This window comes from Sorangium sp. So ce836 (genome assembly GCF_028553905.1).
GTDB lineage: Bacteria > Myxococcota_A > Polyangia > Polyangiales > Polyangiaceae > Sorangium > Sorangium cellulosum_D.
In genome coordinates this window covers 3,256,154-3,274,802 of record NZ_CP102233.1, presented here as the reverse complement: position 1 = coordinate 3,274,802, position 18,649 = coordinate 3,256,154, and the positions used below count along the sequence as shown (strand labels likewise).

The window sequence follows — 18,649 nt, the reverse complement described above, 5'->3', positions numbered from 1 at the left end:
GGAGAACGACGTGTTGACCGAACCCACGCTCGAGAAGCTCAAGAGCCTTCACCTCTACGTCATGGCGAACACCTGGGTGGCGCAGCGGACTGACGCCGCGATGGCCGAGCTCGACTTCGACGGCCGCTTTGCGCTGCTCGTCGACGCCGAGCACATGGCCCGTGACAACAAGCGGATCGGGCGGCTCTTGCGCGAGGCGAAGCTGCGGATCCCGAGCGCGTGCCTCGAGGACATCGACTACGCGCCGAAGCGGGAGCTCGATCGGGCACAGATCCGCCAGCTCTCGTCGGGTCGCTGGATCGTCGACCACGCCAACGTGCTCATCACCGGGATGACCGGCGTGGGCAAGAGCTACCTGGGCTGCGCGCTGGCGCATCAGGCGTGCCGCGCTGGCTTCCGCGCGCTCTACCGTCGCGTGCCGCGCCTGCTGGAGGAACTCGCCCTGGCGCACGCCGACGGGACGTACACGCGCCTGCTGGGGCGGCTGGCGAAGATCGACGTGCTCGTGCTCGACGACTGGGGGCTCGCCCCGCTCAAGGACCAGGAGCGCCGCGACTTGCTCGAGGTCTTCGAGGACCGCCACGGCCTGCGGTCGACGGTCATCACGATCAACCAAGCCCAGTACAGCGAGAGTCACAGAGGATTCGAACCCCACTCAGCCGATCGTCGCCGCTGAGGCATTGCTGGCGCTGGCACGCTGGCTGCACATGCGGTGCGACGGAGCCCCGCAAGAGCGGCGCGATCCAGGACGAACGGTGCCCCATGTCCGCGCAGAGGACCACGGCGGATCATCTGTGGACGGTACTGACGCCCGAGCGTCAGACACAACTCGTAAGCGTTCTGAGTCTGATGATAAGCCGCCACCTGGCGGCGCGCGAGGAGGCGGCCGATGAAGACGTCGGCGGCGCCGAACGTGCGAATCGAGGAGCGCCCGACGAAGATCGGAGGTCGCCACCTTGAACGCCTCGCGGTCGTGTACATCCGGCAGTCCTCACTGCATCAGGTCCAGCACCACCAGGAGTCGACCCGCCTACAATACAGCCTCGAAACCATGGCGCGCGAGCTCGGCTGGGAATCGGGGCGCATCCTGGTGCTCGACGAGGATCTCGGGACCTCTGGGGCGTCGGCGGCAGGGCGGCAGGACTTCCAGCGGCTCTTGGCCGAGGTCGCGCTCGACCACGTTGGAATCATCTTGGGTGTGGAGATGTCTCGGCTCGCGCGCTCGAACAAGGACTGGCACCAATTGCTCGAGCTGTGCGCTCGCTTCGGCACCCTGATTGCCGACCTGGACGGACTCTATGACCCGTCGCTCTACAACGATCGCCTGCTCCTGGGGCTGAAGGGGACGATGTCCGAAGCGGAGCTACACATCCTGCGGCAGCGGCTGCTCCAGGGCAAGCGGCAGAAGGCGCGCCGTGGAGAACTGAGCAAGCCGGTGCCATCGGGCTACCTCCTGCAGGCATCCGGCGAGGTCGTCCTCGATCCGGATGAGTCGGTCCAGGCGGTCGTGCGCTTCGTCTTCGAGCAATTTGACCGCCTCGGGACCGCGCACGGAGTGCTCCGTTCCCTGGTCGAGCAGGGACTTCAGATAGGCGTGCGCCGTCGCTCTGGAGGCGACCGCGGAGCTCTCGAGTGGCACCGTCCCCACCGCGGTATGGTCATCAACATGCTCCGCAATCCCATCTACGCAGGTGCGTATGTGTACGGACGGCGACAGACGGATCCACGGCGACAACAACCCGGGCGCCCGGCCACGGGGCGCACACCGCTGGTCGAGCCGGAGGACTGGCAAGCCTGCGTCCGCGATCGCTTTCCCGCCTACATCACATGGGAGCAATTTGAGCGTAACCAGGCTCGCTTGAAGGCCAACCGAAAGTCAAACAGCACGGGTGCGGTACGCAGCGGGAGTGCCTTGCTTCAAGGGCTCATCAGGTGCGGTCGCTGCAACCTGGGCATGTTCGTCCGGTACGCTAAATACAAGGGCCGAATCTATCCGCATTACGTCTGCGGTCAGGAGGCGGCCCACCATGGCAGCCGTCTCTGCATCAATATCTCGGGTAGCTGCATCGATCAGGCTGTTACGGCATTGGCGATCGCGGCGCTGGCTCCGGCCGCATTGGAGATTAGCCTTCGGGTCCGCGCCGATCTCGAGCAGCAGCGCGCCCAGCAGGAGGCTCTCTGGCAGCAGCGACTCGAACGGGCACGCTACGAGGCGGAGCGCGCCGCGCGCCAGTTCAAGAGCGTCGAGCCCGAGAATCGACTCGTCGCCCGCACTCTCGAGCGCGCCTGGGAGGACGCTCTCCGCGCGGAGCGCGACCTGCGCGAGTCGTACGAGCGGCACTCGAAGCAGATGCCGCAGGCCCTGACGCCCGACGACGTCGCTGCCATCCGCGCCTTGGCGACCGACCTGCCGGCGCTCTGGAACGCGCCCACCACGACGCCCGCGGATCGCAGGACGGTGTTGCGGCTCCTCATCGACCATGTCGATATCTCGGCCAACCGCGAGAGCTCGTGGACGGATCTCGTGGTGCATTGGGCCGGTGGCCGTCTGACGCACCAACGCCTCCGCCGCCCCGTCCACAAGCTTGTCCAGACGGGCGACAAGGACGCGCTCATGGCTACGATCCACGACTTGCGCCGCAAAGGCTTCACCGCAGGGCGCATCGCCGAGCAACTCAATGCTGACGGCTGGATCACCCCGACGCAGCACAACCACTTCAACGAGCGCCTCGTGCGGATGCTGCTGCATCGTTACGGTAACGTGCCTCGCGGCCCCAAGCCGCCCCCCAGGGACGCAGAGAACGCTTGGTGGCTTGCAGATCTGGCTCGCGAGCTGAAGATGCCCGTCGTGACGATGTACGGGTGGGTCAACCGCGGGCTGGTGCAAACGCGCTGGATCGACGGCCAGCGGGCGGTGATCGCCGATAAGGCCGAGCTGCGGCGGCTGCGCCAACTCCGCCGCAAGAACCTCATGCACCAGGCGAGGAAGCCCTCGAAGAAAACGTGACAGGAGATGCATCATGCGTGGTCGATCACCAGCCAGATCCCTGTCGGAAAGTGGCACGATCATCTCGGAGATCCGACAATCGCCGACGCCGTGCTCGACCGCATCGTCCACAACGCGCACCGCATCACGCTGAAGGGCCCCTCGCGCCGCAAGGGCAAGGAGACCACCGAGACCTGAACCCTAGACCCCGACGGACCAGCGTCGCTTCGCTCCGAGGGCGATCACGATGCGCGATCGCGGTGATCACGATGGCGTGATCTGCGTGATCACGATGGGCGGTCTCCGCAGTTCAGGACGCGTCGGCGTCGCCAGTGGCCGGGGCCGCGAGCGACGCTCGCGCCCACGCGTCGGGCAGCAGTTCGTCCAGCCGTTCGCGAGGCCAGCCCGCCTGCAGCTTGGCGATCACGTCCGTCGCCCAGGCGAGCGGGTTGACTCCGTGCATCCGACACGAGCCAAACACCGTGTAGCCGACGGCGAGGCGCTGAGCTCCCCTGTCAGAGCCCGCGAATAGGTAGTTCTTTCTTCCGAGCGCTACACATCTTATCCGACGTTCAACTTCGCCGTTGTCGATCTCGAAGCGCCCATCGGTGAAGCAGCGTCGCCACACTGCTTCCTGGTTGATGGCATACTGAGTTGCGACGTACAGCGGCGTGCCTGGTACGAGCCGCTGATGCACCTCCCCCCGTGTCAGAGAAGTTGTCGCCTCATCTGATCCGCTTACAGAGGATCAGGTCACCGGTTCCGGGGAGCGGAGACAGGCTTTGAGGTGAGAGAGTACTCAGAATCCTTCAAAAGAAAAATCGTCCAGCGGCTTCTCGCCCCAGGAGGACCCACGGCGGTGGCGCTCTCCGCGGAGACGGGGGTGCATCAGACGACGCTCTCGCGCTGGCTTCGCGATGCGCGTAGCCTCGCGCCCATGTCGGACGACGCTCGCCGCTCCGCCCCTCCGCCCTCCGCCGCTGCTCGCCGTCCCGAGGACTGGACCCCGGAGCAGAAGCTGCGCGCCGTGACGGAGGCGGCCGCGCTCTCCGAGCGTGATCTGGGCGAGTTCCTCCGCCGCGAGGGGTTGCACGAGGCGCAGCTCGCCGAGTGGCGCAGGGCCGCGCTGGAGGCCCTGGGCGGGCCGGCAAAGCCCGGCCACGGCTCGGCCCCGTCGCGGCGCGTTCGGGAGCTGGAGAGGCAGCTACGGCGCAAAGACAAGGCGCTGGCCGAGGCGGCGGCCATCCTGGTGCTCCAAAAAAAAGCCCAAGCCATTTTGGGGGACGGGGACGACGACACGGACCCGGAGACCGACAGGTGACGCTCGAGCTCATCGACGAGACCGTCCGTGGCGGCGCCAGGCTCGCGGCGGCCTGCCGTGCGCTCGGATTGAGCGCGCGCACCGTGGCCCGCTGGCGCGCTGAGGCCGGCGGCCAGGGCGGCCGCGCCGGACCGCGGCACGCCCGGTGCACAAGCTGACCGAGGCCGAGCGCCGGCGCATCGTCGAGACGGCCAACAGCCCCGAGTTCCGCAACCTCTCGCCCAAGCAGATCGTGCCACGCCTGGCCGACCGCGGCGTGTATCTGGCTTCGGAGTCGAGCTTCTACCGCATCCTGCGCGAGCAGGGGCTGCTGGCGCACCGCAATCCGGCTCGACCGGCAACCGCTCATCGCCCTCGCGAGCTCGTCGCCGGAAGGCCGAATCAGGTGTGGTGCTGGGACATCACCTACCTGAAGAGCGCGGTGCGCGGAGCGTTCTACTTCCTGTACCTGATCGTGGACGTCTACAGCCGCAAGATCGTCGGCTGGTCGGTCGAGACCGAGGAGTCGATGCTCGCTGCTGCTCGCCTCGTCGAGCAGACCTGCGGCCGCGAAGCCGTGGGCTCCGGCTGCCTGGTGCTGCACGCCGACAACGGCGGTCCGATGAAGGGCTCGACCATGCTCGCCACCCTCCAGCGCCTGGGCGTTGTGCCCTCCTTCAGCCGCCCTCGCGTCAGCGACGACAACCCCTACGCGGAGGCGCTTTTCCGCACCCTCAAGTACCGGCCCGAGTACCCACGCCGCCCGTTCGCCACCGTGGAGCAGGCGCGCCACTGGGTGGAGCGCTTCGTCGCCTGGTACAACGGCGAGCACCTGAACAGCAGCATCCGCTTCGTCACGCCCGACGACCGCCACCGCGGTCGCGACGGCGCGCTGCTCGCCGCCCGCCACGCCCTCTACCAGCGCGCCCGCCGCAAGACGCCGTTGCGCTGGACCGGCCAGACCCGCAACTGGACTCCGGTCGGTCCTGTGACCCTCAACCCCCACACGCACGAGGCACAAGCAGCCATTAGGACCTGACCGAATCAAAGGACAACTATCTTGACACTCGCCGTGCCGGCCAGGCCCGGCTGCCTCCTCCGGAACGGAGGTCGCCGAGCGGATACCTCGAGGATCTCCACTGGGGCGACCAGCCCACGGTGAGCTCCCTCGACGCAGCGCTTCGCGATCTGCGCGCCATGCCCTGGATGGTGCTCGCGCTGGCCCGGCCCGAGGTGCATGAGACCTTTCCCCGGCTGTGGGCGGAGCGCCAGACGCAGGAGATCCGGTTGAAGGCGCTGCCGCGCTGGGCGTGCGAGCGGCTGGTGCGGCAGGCGCTCGGCGCGAGCATCGGCCGGGAGATGCTGGAGCGCATCGTGGCGCTCGCCGCCCACGGCGTCAGCCGATGTCGCGACGGCGCTCCGGACGTTCGATGATGCGCTGCCGGTGTCGGCGACCATGCGAAATGTCGGAGAGCGCGTTGGAGAGCAGACCGCGATTTTTGACATGGCAGGGGCCAGGAGCCGCTATCCGGATAGGGTCGAAGGATCGCGGGGACGACGTCCGACCTGATTTGCCGGCTCTCCGGCCAGCGAGTAAGAGGGCGCGGGGAATGTGCCTTGCGCGTTCATCGAGCTTTCGGTCTCCCTCCTCACCAGCCAAGAACCTCTCTGACCTCGCAGGCGATCTGCAGGTCTTCGCGGGCCGCGATCACCAGAGTGCGCACTCGAGCGGCCCCAGCGCCAATGTCGTAATCGTGCCGGGCGTCGGCGTTGCGATCTGCGTCCAGCGCCACGCCGAGGAAGGAGAGATCGTCGCACGCACGCCACCTGACGGCGGCGGCGTTCTCTCCCACTCCACCCGTAAACACTAGCACGTCCAAGCCACCCATCGACGCGGCCATCGCCGCAATTCCGCCGCGTAGTCGGTGCAAGTACACGCCGAGCGCCAAGGCAGAAGCGGGCTCGCCGGATTCAGCTCGGGAGAGCACTTCTCTCATGTCGGCCGTGCCTGCGAGCCCCAGGAGGCCGGCTCGGTGCTCGAGCGTTGCGGCGAGCTCCGACGCGGGCATGCCCACGTGCTCTTCGAGCCACAGGACCAGCCCCGGGTCAACGCTGCCCGAGCGCGTTGCCATGACCAGCCCCTCGAGCGGCGTGAACCCCATCGTGGTGTCGATTGATCGGCCTTGCCTGATCGCCGCGAGCGAGGCGCCAGCACCGAGGTGGCAGGTCACAATCCGCAGGTCCTCGAGAGGACGATCCAACAGCTCAGCGGCGCGCCGGGAACAGTACGCGTGAGACAGTCCATGAAAGCCGAAGCGCCGGAGATCCCAGCGCTGTCGCCACTCGGACGGGAGCGCGTAGGTTCGAGCTTCGGGCGGCAGTGTGGCGTGGAATGCGGTGTCGAAGCAGGCAACCGCGGGCACCTCAGGGAGGACCGACTTCACCGCGTCGAGGGCGGCCAGCGACTGGGGCTGGTGCAGGGGAGCGAGGTCGGTAAGCGCCCGCAGGCGTTCCTCGACCTCAGCACTGAGTAGCACGGGTTCAGAGAAGACGGTGCCACCATGCACGATACGATGGCCGACGGCTTCGACGTGACCGAGGTTGCGGATCGTTGGCGCTACGGCTTTGGCATCGACCAGCCCTCTCGTCGTAGGCAGGTCAGCCGAACCGAGCACGCGATCGTCGTCGAGTACCCGTAGCTTCAGGCTGCTCGACCCCGCGTTGACGACCATGATTCGCATGCAATCACGAGCCGTCCGACGCGGGGCCGCCGCGGCTGGCGGGCAAGCAAGTGGCGCCCGATCCATCCGCAACCTCGGCCGCCCGCACGTCTCGTGTGTACGCCTCTCCATTGCGGAGAAGAAGAGACTCCCCGCGGTGCTTGATCGTTAGACCGGCCTTTCCATGAAGCAGGTAGGTGATCGTTTCGCCTTCCATGTCGACCTCCAGTCGCTGGCCATGTACCATCAGCGCGAATTTCAGCCGCTCGACGTAAGGCCGCGGATCGAAAGACAGCTGCCCGCCCCGGTCGCGCATGCCTGCAAAGCCGTAAATCGCCGCCATCCAGCTCCCGCCCAGAGCGGCGACATGGCAGCCGTCCTTGACGTTTCCGCCGACGTCCGCCAGGTCCATCAGCAGAGCGTATTCCCAGTACCCCAACGCCTTGGTCCGGTATCCCAGCTCCGCGGCAACGATGCTCTGGATGCAGGCCGATAACGACGAGTCGCCGGTCGTCAGCGGATCGTAGTAGTCGAAGTTCTGCTTCTTCTGCCATTGAGCGAAATCCTCGCCGAGCAAGAACATGGCGAGCACGACGTCCGGCTGCTTGAGGACCTGGTGCCGGTAGATGACGAGCGGGTGGTAGTAGAGGAGCATGGGATAACGGTCGGACGGCGTATTCTCGAAGTCCCACATCTCGTGGTCGAGAAAGTCGTCGTCCTGAGGATGAATTCCCAGCGCCTCGTCGAACGCGACGTACATCGCATCAGCCGCCCGCTGCCAGTCCCCTGGCTCGTCCGCAGTCAGGCCGGTCCGATAGACCAACTCGGCGTAGGCATCGGGCTGCTTCGACTTCAGCACGTTGACCGTGGTAGCGGCATAGCGCAGGTTCTCCCGCGCCATCAGGTTCGTATATGTATTATTGTCGACGACCGTACTGTACTCGTCCGGGCCAGTGACCGAGTGGATGCAGAACCGGCCACCCTGCCGCTTCGAAAAGAAGCCGAGGTCGAACCACAGCCGGGCCGTCTCCACCAGCATCTCGGCCCCGTAGCGGCGCAGAAACTCCTCGTCTCCGGTCACTTCGACGTACTTGCGGATGGCATGGGCGACGCACGCGTTGATGTGGTACTGAGCGGCGCTGGCAGCGTAGTAGGCTGAAGCTTCCTGGCCGTTGATCGTCCGCCAGGGGTAGAGGGCCCCCCTCTGGCTCACTTCCCGCGCCCGCTGCCGAGCCGCCTCGAGCATGCGATAGCGGAACAGCAGCAGGTTTCGAGCGGCCAGCGGGTCCGTGTAGACGAGAAACGGATTGATGTACATCTCCATGTCCCAGAAGTAGTGCCCCTCGTAGGCTTGGCCGGTGAGCCCTTTGGCCGGTACCCCTGACCCATCCGCGCGAGCGGTGGCCTGGAGCAACTGGAACAGGTCCCAGCGCAGAGACTGCTGGGCGCGAGAGTGCGCTCCACTCACCTCCACGTCCGCTCGGTGCCAGAAATCGTCGAGATAATCCTGCTGGTCCTGGAGCAGGCGGTCAAAGCCCTGGCGCACCGCTCGGTCGAGGATCCGCCGCGCTCGGTCCAGTTGTTCCTCCACCGACACTGTCCGTGACGTGTGATAGGTCACGAACTTGATGAGGCGGATCGGCTTGCCAGCTTCCGCCTCGATCGAGAAGACAACCCGCTCGGCGTTGTCCGTCTTCTCCTGCTCGACTTGGCAAGAAGCTTCCGTCTCGAGGACGTGGTCCATTCCGCAGGCGAGGGTCATCTGGCTGCTGCGAGTCACGTAGCCGCGCAGCACGCGGAATTTCTCAGCTTGCCTGACCCGGTTCAGAAGGACGGCTTTGTCGAACTGGCGCGCGAGTCGGGGATCGTCTCGTCCCAGCATGGGCGGTCGTTGATGCTCAACAAGCTCAGACGAGAGCACGACTGGGGCACGAGCATTGAGCACGCTCACTTCGTAGAGGATCGCCGCCAGGTGGCGCTCGGTCAATGACACGAGCCGGCGGGAGCGGACCCTGATCCATTTGCCGGTCGGGGTCTCCCAAAGCACGTCGCGGTCGAGCGTGCCGGCGCGCAGGTCCAGCGCCCGCTCGTACTCGAGGATGGTCACCCGGGCCAGGTCGAACACCTCGTCGTCGACGTACAGCCGCACGATCTTCCCATCCGGCACATTGACAATCGTCTGGCCGGTTGTGGCGAAACCGTGGGCCGACTCGCCGTAGGGTATCGGCCAGGTCTCGTGGAAGCCGTTGACGAAGGTGCCATGCTCGTAGGCCGGCGTTCCCTCCTCGAACCCACCGCGCATGCCGAGATAGCCGTTGGCGGTCGCGAACATGGTCTCGGTCTGGGCCACGAACGCCGGGACGAACTGCCGCTCGACCATCCGCCAGTCTTCGGCAGGGAAGATGAACTCCGGCGGCAGAACGGGCTCATGGCGGATCATCGTTCGTGCTCTCCGACCAGCTCGCCGAGGTCCGTCACCACCAGGTCCGCCCCGTTCTTCCGGAGCATCTCCGCGCTGCCGCCCCGGTCCACGCCGACGACCAGCCCGAAGCCGCCGGCGCGACCCGCCTGGACGCCGGCAATGGCGTCTTCGACGACTACCGCCCGTGACGGCGCCGCATCGAGTCTTTCCGCCGCCCAAAGATAGGTGTCCGGGGCGGGCTTCCCTGGCAGGTGCAACTGCTCAACGACCTCACCGTCCACCCGGGCGTCGAACAGCTCCTCGATCCCGGTCGCTCGCAGGATCTCGGCACAGTTGCGGCTCGACGAGACCACCGCGACCTTCAAGCCTAGCCTCCGAACCCAGCGGACCATGGCAATCGCCCCAGGATAGGTGTGGACCCGGCCGTCATGGATCGCCTGCTTCACCAGCTCGTCTTTCCGGTTGCCCAGGCCGCACACGGACTGCTCATCCGGAGGCGAGGCTGGTGTCCCCTCCGGCAAGGCAATCGCGCGGGACGCGAGGAAGCTGCGAACCCCGTCATAGCGGGGCTTGCCGTCAACGTATTGCTTGTAGTCAGCGTTCAGATCGAACGGGCGAAACGCCTCCCCCGTGAGCAGGCTCCGGCTCCGGAGGTAGTCGTCAAACATCTGTTTCCAGGCGGCCGCGTGGACCCGCGCCGTCGAGGTCAACACCCCGTCCAGGTCGAACAAGACCGCATCGAATCGCGCTGGTTTGAGTACCCCGGCAGGCAATGTCGCCCGGCCGTCCGGCAGGTGAGTCGCCATGCCGGGTTTCTCTTCCTCTCCGTCGCTCGCATGACGGCAATCGTTCCAGAGGCGGATGACCGGATCTTGCCGTCCGTAGTGGTAGCCCACGATGCTCAGCGCAGCCGTGTCCAGGAGGAGGTACCGGCCCATCGTGGGGCTCAAACCCAGCCAGCGAGCGGTGAAGATGCGCAGAAAGTGACTGTGGGAGAACAGCAGCACGTCGCTGTCGATGGCGCGGAGGCGCTCGACGACGCGGTCTGCTCGCCTGGCGACGTCCGCCGCGGATTCGCCGCCGGGACAGCCGTCCCCAAAAATCTCCCAGCCGGGCCGCTGCTCCTCAATCTCGCTGGGCGTCTTTCCCTCGTACTCGCCATAGTTCCATTCGACCAGGTCTTGATCCACGATCGCGAGCGCGCCGAACCCGGCCAGCTCGCAGGTGCGTAGAGCCCGTCGAAGCGGGCTCGTGAAGACCTTGGCGAACCGTTGGGCTCCGAGCCGCTCGTCGAGCCGGCGGGCATTGCGCTCACCGCGCGAAGTCAACGGAAGATCGGCCATGCCGGTGTGCCGGCCCGAAGTAGTCCAGGCCGTTTCGCCGTGCCGGGCGAGATAGACGGACGGGAACGCGTGACTCTTGTTTGTCATTGACGCCCTATTCTTCCCTCACGCTCTCTCCATCGCGGCATTATAGGCACCAATGCGCGCGGCTTTGTTGCACCGGGCGCGATGCAGCAAGGCCTGTTGCGCCGCTTTCACATTCGACTCCTGGCCTGCCCAGACTTCCAAGGCTGGCTGCTGGATCGCGCGCGCGAACGAGAACGCCAAAGGCCAGGGTGCGCGCGACTTGAATCGTGCGTTCATGGCATTCAGGCGCGCCGAGGCAAGCTCCACGGGCTGACCTCCCGACAAGAAGGCAATCCCCGGAACGGCCGCCGGGGCCGCTCGCAACAGAGTCTCCACGGTGGCGTCGGCCACCTCCTCCACCGTCTCTTGCCGAGGGCAGCTCAAGCCGGGGACCACCATGTTGGGCTTCAGGATCGTCCCCTCTACCAGCACGCGCTGGGTGAACAACTGATGGAACACCGCGCGCAAGAGTTCTTCTGTTGCGTGCCGGCACCGTTCCAGCGTGTGGTCGCCGTCCATGAGCACCTCTGCTTCGACGATGGGGACGAAGTCAGCTTCCTGGCACAGTGCGGCGTAGCGGGCCAGAGCATGCGCGTTGGCCTCGATGCAGCCCCGGCTGGGCAGGCCCGGGCCCAGAGCGATGGCCGCGCGCCACTTCGCAAAGCGGGCTCCCATTTGCGAGTACTCTGCGAAGCGGCCGCGCAAGCCGTCCAGACCCTCCGTGACCTTCTCGTTCGGGTGACCGGCCAGGTCCTTGGCGCCCATGTCCACCTTGATACCAGGCGTGATTCCTGCCTCGGCCAGGATCTTGACGAAGGGCGTGCCGTCTCTCGCTCGTTGGCGGATCGTCTCGTCGAAGAGGATGGCGCCGCTGATGGACTCAGCCAGACCAGGCGCGGTCACGATGAGCTCCCGATAGGCTCGGCGCGCCTCCACGGTCTCGGGAATGCCAACCTTGGCGAATCGCCTGTTACAGGTGGAAGTGCTTTCATCCATTGCCAGGATGCCTCTGTCGCCGGCGACCAGCGCCCGAGCGGTGTCACTCAGCTCTTGCGCCTTCACGTCCGCTCGCCTCCTCTCCATGTCCAGTTGCGGATTTCTGGCATGTCTTCGCCGTACTTCTGGATGTACTCTTTGTGCTCGATCACCTTGTCGCGCAAAGCCTGCTTCACGTAGCCGGCCTTCGCCTCCAGCTGCGGGAGCCGGTCGATCGCGTCCACGACCAGGTGAAACCGATCGAGGTCGTTCAGCACGACCATGTCGAACGGCGTCGTGATCGTGCCCTTCTCCTTGTACCCGCGGACGTGGAGGTTGTGGTGGTTGGTGCGCCGGTACGCGAGGCGATGGATCAGCCACGGGTAACCGTGGAACGCGAAGATGATCGGCTTGTCTCTGGTGAACAGGTCGTCGAAGTCCTGGTCGCTCAGACCGTGTGGATGCTCGCTTGCAGGCTGGAGCTTCATCAGATCCACGACGTTGATGACGCGGATCTTCAATTCGGGAAAGTAGCCGCGTAGGAGCTGCACCGCGGCCAGCGCTTCGATGGTGGGCACGTCGCCGGCGCAGGCCATGACCACTTCCGGCTCCCCGCCCCGGTCCGTGCTCGCCCACTCCCAGAGGCCAACGCCGGCGGTGCAGTGCTTGATGGCGGCGTCCATGTCCAACCACTGGGGCTGGGGCTGCTTGCCGGCCACGATCACGTTGACGTAGTGGCGGCTCCGCAAGCAATGGTCGGCCACTGACAGCAGGCAGTTGGTGTCGGGCGGCAGGTAGACGCGATTTACGTTCGCCTGCTTGTTGACCACGAGGTCGAGAAAGCCCGGGTCCTGGTGGGTGAAGCCGTTGTGGTCCTGCCTCCAGACGTGGCTCGATAGCAAATAGTTGAGTGACGCGAGCGGCCGCCGCCAGGGGACGTCCCGCGTCTTCTCCAGCCATTTGGCGTGCTGGTTGAACATCGAGTCCACGATGTGGATGAAGGCCTCGTAGGAGTTGAACAGGCCGTGTCGGCCGGTGAGCAGGTAGCCCTCGAGCCAACCCTGGCACAGGTGCTCGCTCAAGACCTCGATCACGCTGCCCTCGGAGGCCAGGTGGTCGTCGCCTGCGATGATCTCTGCCGTCCACTGACGTTCGGTGACTTCGAACACGGCGCCAAGGCGGTTGGACACGGTCTCGTCGGGTCCGAACAGGCGGAATATCCGCGGATTCTGGTTGAGCTTGATGACGTCGCGCAAAAACCGGCCGAGCACGCGCGTGTCTTCCGATTCGACGACACCGGGCTCGGGTACGCGGACCGCGTAGTCCCGGAAGTCGGGGATGCGTAGGTCCCGGAGCAGGGCGCCACCGTTGGCGTGAGGGTTCGCTGCCATGCGGCGCTCGCCCTTGGGCGCCAGCTCGGCCAGCTCCGGGCGAAGCTTGCCGCCCTGGTCAAATAGGTCCTCGGGCCGGTAGCCTTTCATCCACTCGTACAGGAGTTTGAGGTGCGCGGGCTTGGTGCGCACCTCGGCGAGGGGAACCTGATGGGCGCGAAAGGTGCCTTCGACAGGCTGTCCGTCCACCGCCTTGGGACCGGTCCAGCCCTTCGGGGTCGCTAGCACGATCATGGGCCAGCGGGGGCGGGACTTGAATCCAGTCGACCTCGCGGCTGCCTGGATTTGCATGATCTCCGCTACGACTTTGTCGAGCGTGTCCGCCATGAGCCGGTGCATCTTCGCCGGCTCGTCTCCTTCGACGAAATACGGCTGGTAGCCGTAGCCGCGGAAGAACTCTGCCAACTCCTCGCGGCTGATACGCGCCAGGATGGTCGGGTTGGCGATCTTGTAGCCGTTGAGGTGCAGGATCGGCACGACTGCGCCGTCGGTCGCCGGGTCGAGGAACTTATTGCTGTGCCAGCCGGTCGCCAGGGGGCCTGTCTCGGCTTCCCCGTCTCCCACCACGCAGGCGACGATCAGTTCCGGATTGTCGAAGGCAGCGCCGAAAGCATGACCGAGCGAATAACCGAGCTCACCGCCTTCATGGATGGATCCCGGCGTCTCTGGGGAGGCATGGCTTGGGACACCGCCGGGGAAGGAGAACTGTCTGAAGAGTCGCTTCAGTCCCTCCTCGTCCTGAGTGATTTGGGGGTAAAGCTCGCTGTAAGTTCCCTCCAGGTAGGTATTGGCGATCACGGCCGGCGCCCCGTGTCCGGGGCCGGAGATGTAAATCATATTTAGGTCGTACTGCTTGATGGCGCGGTTCAGATGCACATAGATGAAGTTCTGCCCAGGCGATGTGCCCCAATGGCCGAGCAATCGTGGCTTGATGTGCTCGGGCTTGAGTGGCGCGCGGAGTAACGGATTATCGAGCAGGTAGATCTGCCCTGCTGCCAAGTAGTTGGCAGCACGCCAGTAAGCATCCATCCGTCGTAGGAGGTCGGAGGAAGAGGAAATAGATTCGCCCATGACGCTGCTCCTTACTGGCCACCGTTGGGGGATCGAGCTAACGCCCGGCGATGACTCCGGCCATCCCCCGCGCGGGCTGACAGCCTCCACCATCGCGACGGCGCGCACCAAGGCTCGGCTCTGTCGTTCACTTCAGCCCACACGATCCCTTGCTCCCGGCCATAAGCTGATACCGCAAGCACGGCCTGTGCCAAGACAAGTTGCCCCTGGGCCGCCGTTGCGCGCGAGCAAGCATTGCGCGCGAGCAAGCATCCAAGCTGGCAAGGGAGGAACCAGACGAGCGCTACAGGTCCGTGCAGCTGGCGGACCGCTCCGCCTGCGCTTACATCAATGCGCATGCCCATCATCGGGTCCGAAGAGGCCGCACGGCTCAATCCCGCAGAGCTGTACGCCAAGCTCGGCGGTAGACGCGATGGTCTGACGGATGCGGAGGCTCGCCAGCGCCTCGTTGAGTATGGTCCAAACGAGCTGCCCGAGCGGCGGCGAAGCGCGATCACAACCTTCTTGCGCTACTTCTGGGGGCCCATCCCCTGGATGATCGAGGTGGCCGCGGTCCTCTCTGCCCTTGTTCGCCATTGGGCCGATCTGGTGATTATCCTCGTGCTACTTGTCTTCAACGCCGTCGTCGGCTTCTGGCAGGAGTACAAGGCCGGCAACGCCGTCGAGGCACTGCGACGCAAGCTCGCTTTAAAGTGCCGCGTGCGACGCGACGGTAGTTGGCACGAAATCGAGGCACGTGTGCTCGTGCCAGGCGACATCGTGCGCGTTCGTCTCGGCGACGTCCTGCCCGCTGATCTGAAGCTCGTTGAAGGCAGCTTCCTCTCCGTGGACCAGTCGGCGCTTACGGGTGAGTCACTGCCTGTCGACAAGAAGCCTGGCGATGTCGCCTACTCCGGCTCGGTGGCCAAGCTCGGTGAGATGGAGGCCCTCGTCACGAGCACCGGTGCCGAGACCTATTTCGGCCGCACGGCCGGCCTCGTCGCCGGCGCCGGAGCCGCTTCGCACTTCCAGAAGGCCGTCCTGCAAATCGGCGATTACCTCATCTACGTGAGCCTCGGCCTCGTCGTGCTCCTCGTCACGGTGCAGCTCTTCCGTGGCGAGTCCGTGCTGACGCTGCTGCAGTTCGCGCTTATCCTCACGGTCGCCTCGATTCCAGTGGCCATGCCCGCCGTGCTCTCGGTGACGATGGCGCTCGGCGCGCTCGCCCTATCGCGCAGGCAAGCCATCGTGACTCGGCTCGAATCGATCGAGGAGATGGCCGGTGTCGATGTCTTGTGCTCAGACAAGACCGGGACGCTCACAGAGAATCGTCTGACGCTCGGCGAGCCCTTCGCCCTCGCGGGAATCTCACGTGACGAACTGGTGCTCGCCGCGGCGCTCGCCAGCAAAGTTGAGAACCGTGACGCTATCGACGAAGCAGTGCTGGCAGGCGTGTCGAAGCCGTCGGCGCTCGCGCCGTTCACCCAGGAAGAGTTCATGCCCTTTGACCCCGTGCACAAGCGCACCGAGGCAACGGTTCGCGGGCCCGGCGAGCAGCGCTTGCGCGTGACCAAGGGCGCCCCACAGGTCGTCCTCGCGCTGTGCCAGCCGTCAGCAGAGCTGCAGAAGTCGGTCGAAGAGCAAGTGAAAGATATGGCGGCCAAGGGCAACCGCGCCCTCGGCGTTGCGCGCCGAGAGAACGGAGGACCGTGGCAGTTTCTCGGCGTCTTGCCCCTCTTTGATCGGCCACGTGCGGATGCGGCCGATACGATCTCGCAGGCGAAGGCTCATGGCATTCGCGTCAAGATGGTGACCGGGGACGACCTCGCCATCGCACGCGAAGTCGCCGCGAAGGTTGGTCTCGGCAGTGACATCGTCGCCGCGCAAGACGTGTTTGTGGTCGACAACGCCGCCGCGACGCCAGCGGCCGTCGAAAAGATCGAACAGCTCGACGGCTTCGCGCGCGTCTTCCCCGAGCACAAGTTCGCGCTCGTCAAGGCACTGCAGTCCCATCATCACATCGTCGGGATGACCGGAGACGGCGTCAACGATGCACCGGCGCTCAAGCAGGCGGACGTAGGGGTGGCCGTCAGCGGTGCGACCGATGCGGCTCGTGCTGCTGCCTCGCTCGTGCTCACGGCTCCCGGACTCTCGGTCATCGTGCACGCGGTCGAGGAAGCGCGGCGCATCTTCGAGCGCATGAATAGCTACGCTATCTATCGCATCTCCGAGACGATCCGGGTCATGTTCTTCGTCGTCGCGGCGATGCTCACCTTCAGCTTCTATCCCATCACCGCGGTGATGATCATCTTGCTCGCCCTGCTCAACGACGTGCCGATCATGATGATCGCCTACGACAATACCGAGCTCAGCGCGAAGCCGGTACGCTGGGAAATGCACCGCGTCCTGCGGCTAGCGACCGTGCTCGGTTTGGTCGGCGTCGTCTCCACCTTTGGCATTTTGCTCATCGCCCGTGACCTGCTGCACCTCGATGCCGGCCACGTGCAGACCTTCATCTTCCTCAAGCTCGCCATCGCCGGACACCTGACGCTTTTCGTGACGCGAACACGCAGCGCATTCTGGGCGCGACCGCACCCGGCGCCGGTCCTGATCTGGTCGGCGGTCGGTACCAAGCTCATCGCCACGCTCTTCGTTCTTTACCCCTTCGGGCTCATGGCTGCCCTGAGCTGGCAGGAAGTCTGCCTCATCTGGGCATACGCTCTCGTCTGGTTCTTCATTGCGGACCGAATCAAGCTGCTCGTGCACTCGCACTTCGAGCTTGCTACGCCGCGTCACCGGCGGTTTCTCGCACAAACCAAGCAGACGCTCGCGCCGCACCCGGCCCAGCCCGTGAGTAGCGGTGGAACGAAAACCTTAATGCCCTCGAAATCGGCTCAAAATTCGTGCTCGTTCGGGTCTCGAAGCTGCCGGAGCGCGCCGCGCCGCACTGCGTCCGGGAGGCCGACGTGGTAGCGGCCGATCAGGTTGATGTAGTCGAACCCGAGGGGCGTGTCGGTGATCATCGCGTCCCGCGTCCGATCGGTGAAGACCGCGGTCCCATGATCGGCAGCGTTCACCGTTCACCGCCGGCACCTACGCCGATCTGGGCCGCGCTCGCCTCCGCGGCGTAGACGTTACGCCCGCCGAATCGGCATAGGGTCCCCAGGAAGTCCCTGGGGACCCCTGCCACACCACCGGACAGGCGGGTCCGCATCCGGCGGTTCGGGGAGTTGGGGTTACGCGGCCAGCCTCGGGATTCCGAGTTGGTCGCATGGTTGGGAGAGCCCGCCGAGGCGTCCGTGGGTCGATCTTGAGGAGTGCCCGGGATGCCGGACCTTTTCCTTTCCTCTCGGGAATGAGATTCGCTCCGCGGGCGTACGGCAGCCCGCATGCAAGACCACCCCCGATCCTCACGCCGCGGCTTCCTCGGTGGAGCCGCCTCCGTCCTTCTCCTCGGCTGCGCAGGAGCACAGCAGCCGCAACCCGCCGGCGCCCAAACCTCGAGCGGGGCCCCGGCGACGACGCCCCCGGCGGCGGCGGGCGCGCAGACCACCGCCTCACCAGCGCCCTCGCCCGGGCCGCGCGCGCAGGCCGCGCCGGCCCTCGCGCGCATCGAGGCGCAGCTCGGCGGCCGCGTCGGCGTGGCGGCCCTCGACACGGCGACCGGCGCGCGCGTCGGTCACCGCGCCGCCGAGCGCTTCGCGATGTGCTCCACCTTCAAGGCGCTCCTCGCGGCGTGCGTCCTCGCGCGCGTCGACCAGGGCCAGCTCAGGCTGGATCACCGCGTCACCTATCGTGAGTCCGATCTGCTCGAGCACGCGCCGGTCACGCGCGCCCGCGTCGCGGAGGGCGGCCTGACCGTCGAGGACCTCTGCGCCGCCGTCATCGAGATCAGCGACAACACGGCCGCCAACCTCCTCCTCGCGCAGATCGGCGGCCCCGCCGGGCTCACCGCCTACCTCCGCGGCCTCGGCGACGAGGTGACGCGCCTCGATCGCAACGAGCCGGCCCTCAACGAGAACGTGCCCGGCGATCCCCGCGACACGACGACCCCCGACGCCATGACCGACACGGCCCGCGCCATCCTGATCGGCGATCGCGCGCTCCAGCGGGCGTCGCGCGAGCGCCTCGCCTCGTGGATGGTCCGGTCGACCACCGGCCTCGCCCGCCTCCGGGCGGGCCTGCCGAAGGACTGGATCGTCGGCGACAAGACCGGGACCGGCATGGGCATCGCGAACGACGTCGCGGTCGCGTGGCGCCCGTCGCGCGCCCCGATCGTGATCGCGTGCTTCGTCGACGCGCCGTCGGCGAGCGCCGACGCGCGGAACGCCGCGCACGCCGACGTCGCCCGCGTCGTCGCCGAGGCCTTCGGCTGAGCCGGCGAGCGCGGCGCCTC

Annotated in this window: 11 protein-coding genes and 2 pseudogenes; 7 read left to right on the top strand and 6 right to left on the bottom strand. The window is 66.2% G+C overall.

The genetic code is table 11. The features are described from left to right. Nucleotides 1–10 precede the first annotated feature (10 nt). The 3 genes and pseudogenes from NQZ70_RS11905 to NQZ70_RS11895 form a co-directional block, all read left to right on the top strand. Nucleotides 11–676 carry an ATP-binding protein gene (locus tag NQZ70_RS11905; RefSeq protein ID WP_165373915.1) on the top strand — a complete coding sequence of 222 codons (666 nt, stop codon included), beginning with the start codon at nt 11–13 and terminating at the stop codon, nt 674–676. Between the two features lie 213 nt (nt 677–889). Next, nucleotides 890–3,007: a recombinase family protein gene (locus NQZ70_RS11900; protein WP_129574328.1), complete on the top strand. Its 2,118-nt coding sequence runs from the start codon at nt 890–892 to the stop codon at nt 3,005–3,007. Nucleotides 3,008–3,031: 24 nt separating this feature from the next. Then, nucleotides 3,032–3,184: pseudogene (locus NQZ70_RS11895) on the top strand (ATP-binding protein); the annotation flags it as partial. 112 nt (nt 3,185–3,296) lie between these two features. Here NQZ70_RS11895 and NQZ70_RS11890 read toward each other — a convergent pair. Further along, the gene (locus tag NQZ70_RS11890) at nt 3,297–3,683 is read right to left on the bottom strand and encodes a transposase (protein ID WP_237245242.1); all 387 of its coding nucleotides are present in this window, start codon (nt 3,681–3,683) and stop codon (nt 3,297–3,299) included. 90 nt (nt 3,684–3,773) lie between these two features. On the opposite strand from NQZ70_RS11890, the pseudogene NQZ70_RS11885 reads away from it, so the two are divergent. Further along, a pseudogene (locus NQZ70_RS11885) lies at nt 3,774–5,325 on the top strand (IS3 family transposase). Nucleotides 5,326–5,444: 119 nt separating this feature from the next. Continuing rightward, nucleotides 5,445–5,720: a hypothetical protein gene (locus NQZ70_RS11880; RefSeq protein WP_207217806.1), complete on the top strand. Its 276-nt coding sequence runs from the start codon at nt 5,445–5,447 to the stop codon at nt 5,718–5,720. 215 nt (nt 5,721–5,935) lie between these two features. On the opposite strand, the gene NQZ70_RS11875 is transcribed toward NQZ70_RS11880, so the two are convergent. From NQZ70_RS11875 to NQZ70_RS11855, 5 genes are read right to left on the bottom strand one after another with little or no spacing between them, the layout of a single operon-like run. After that, nucleotides 5,936–7,027, bottom strand: a complete 1,092-nt coding sequence (locus NQZ70_RS11875; RefSeq protein WP_129574326.1) for an acetate/propionate family kinase — start codon at nt 7,025–7,027, stop codon at nt 5,936–5,938. Nucleotides 7,028–7,031: 4 nt separating this feature from the next. Next, entirely contained in the window at nt 7,032–9,446 is a 2,415-nt protein-coding gene (locus NQZ70_RS11870) for a glycoside hydrolase family 65 protein (RefSeq protein WP_129574325.1), read from the bottom strand. Continuing rightward, nucleotides 9,443–10,858 (bottom strand): beta-phosphoglucomutase family hydrolase, encoded by a 1,416-nt coding sequence (locus NQZ70_RS11865; protein ID WP_207217804.1) that lies wholly within the window; start codon nt 10,856–10,858, stop codon nt 9,443–9,445. Before NQZ70_RS11865 ends, NQZ70_RS11870 begins: the two co-directional genes overlap by 4 nt. An 18-nt stretch (nt 10,859–10,876) precedes the next feature. Further along, nucleotides 10,877–11,899, bottom strand: a complete 1,023-nt coding sequence (locus NQZ70_RS11860) for a class I fructose-bisphosphate aldolase (protein ID WP_129574324.1) — start codon at nt 11,897–11,899, stop codon at nt 10,877–10,879. Continuing rightward, nucleotides 11,896–14,274, bottom strand: a complete 2,379-nt coding sequence (locus tag NQZ70_RS11855; RefSeq protein ID WP_129574323.1) for a phosphoketolase — start codon at nt 14,272–14,274, stop codon at nt 11,896–11,898. The genes NQZ70_RS11860 and NQZ70_RS11855 overlap by 4 nt, the downstream gene beginning before the upstream one ends. A 330-nt stretch (nt 14,275–14,604) precedes the next feature. Between NQZ70_RS11855 and NQZ70_RS11850 the strand changes: the two genes are divergently transcribed. Next, nucleotides 14,605–17,226, top strand: a complete 2,622-nt coding sequence (locus tag NQZ70_RS11850) for a plasma-membrane proton-efflux P-type ATPase (protein WP_129574322.1) — start codon at nt 14,605–14,607, stop codon at nt 17,224–17,226. 416 nt (nt 17,227–17,642) lie between these two features. Continuing rightward, nucleotides 17,643–18,629, top strand: a complete 987-nt coding sequence (bla, locus tag NQZ70_RS11845; protein ID WP_129574321.1) for a class A beta-lactamase — start codon at nt 17,643–17,645, stop codon at nt 18,627–18,629. Nucleotides 18,630–18,649: the final 20 nt, after the last annotated feature.

Coding starts and splice junctions, on each gene's coding strand:
- NQZ70_RS11900 (WP_129574328.1), top strand. CDS start 890: ATGAAGACGTCGGCGGCGCCGAACGTGCGAATCGAGGAGCGCCCGACG.
- NQZ70_RS11875 (WP_129574326.1), bottom strand. CDS start 7,027: ATGCGAATCATGGTCGTCAACGCGGGGTCGAGCAGCCTGAAGCTACGG.
- NQZ70_RS11870 (WP_129574325.1), bottom strand. CDS start 9,446: ATGATCCGCCATGAGCCCGTTCTGCCGCCGGAGTTCATCTTCCCTGCC.
- NQZ70_RS11865 (WP_207217804.1), bottom strand. CDS start 10,858: ATGACAAACAAGAGTCACGCGTTCCCGTCCGTCTATCTCGCCCGGCAC.
- NQZ70_RS11855 (WP_129574323.1), bottom strand. CDS start 14,274: ATGGGCGAATCTATTTCCTCTTCCTCCGACCTCCTACGACGGATGGAT.
- NQZ70_RS11850 (WP_129574322.1), top strand. CDS start 14,605: ATGCGCATGCCCATCATCGGGTCCGAAGAGGCCGCACGGCTCAATCCC.
- bla (WP_129574321.1), top strand. CDS start 17,643: ATGCAAGACCACCCCCGATCCTCACGCCGCGGCTTCCTCGGTGGAGCC.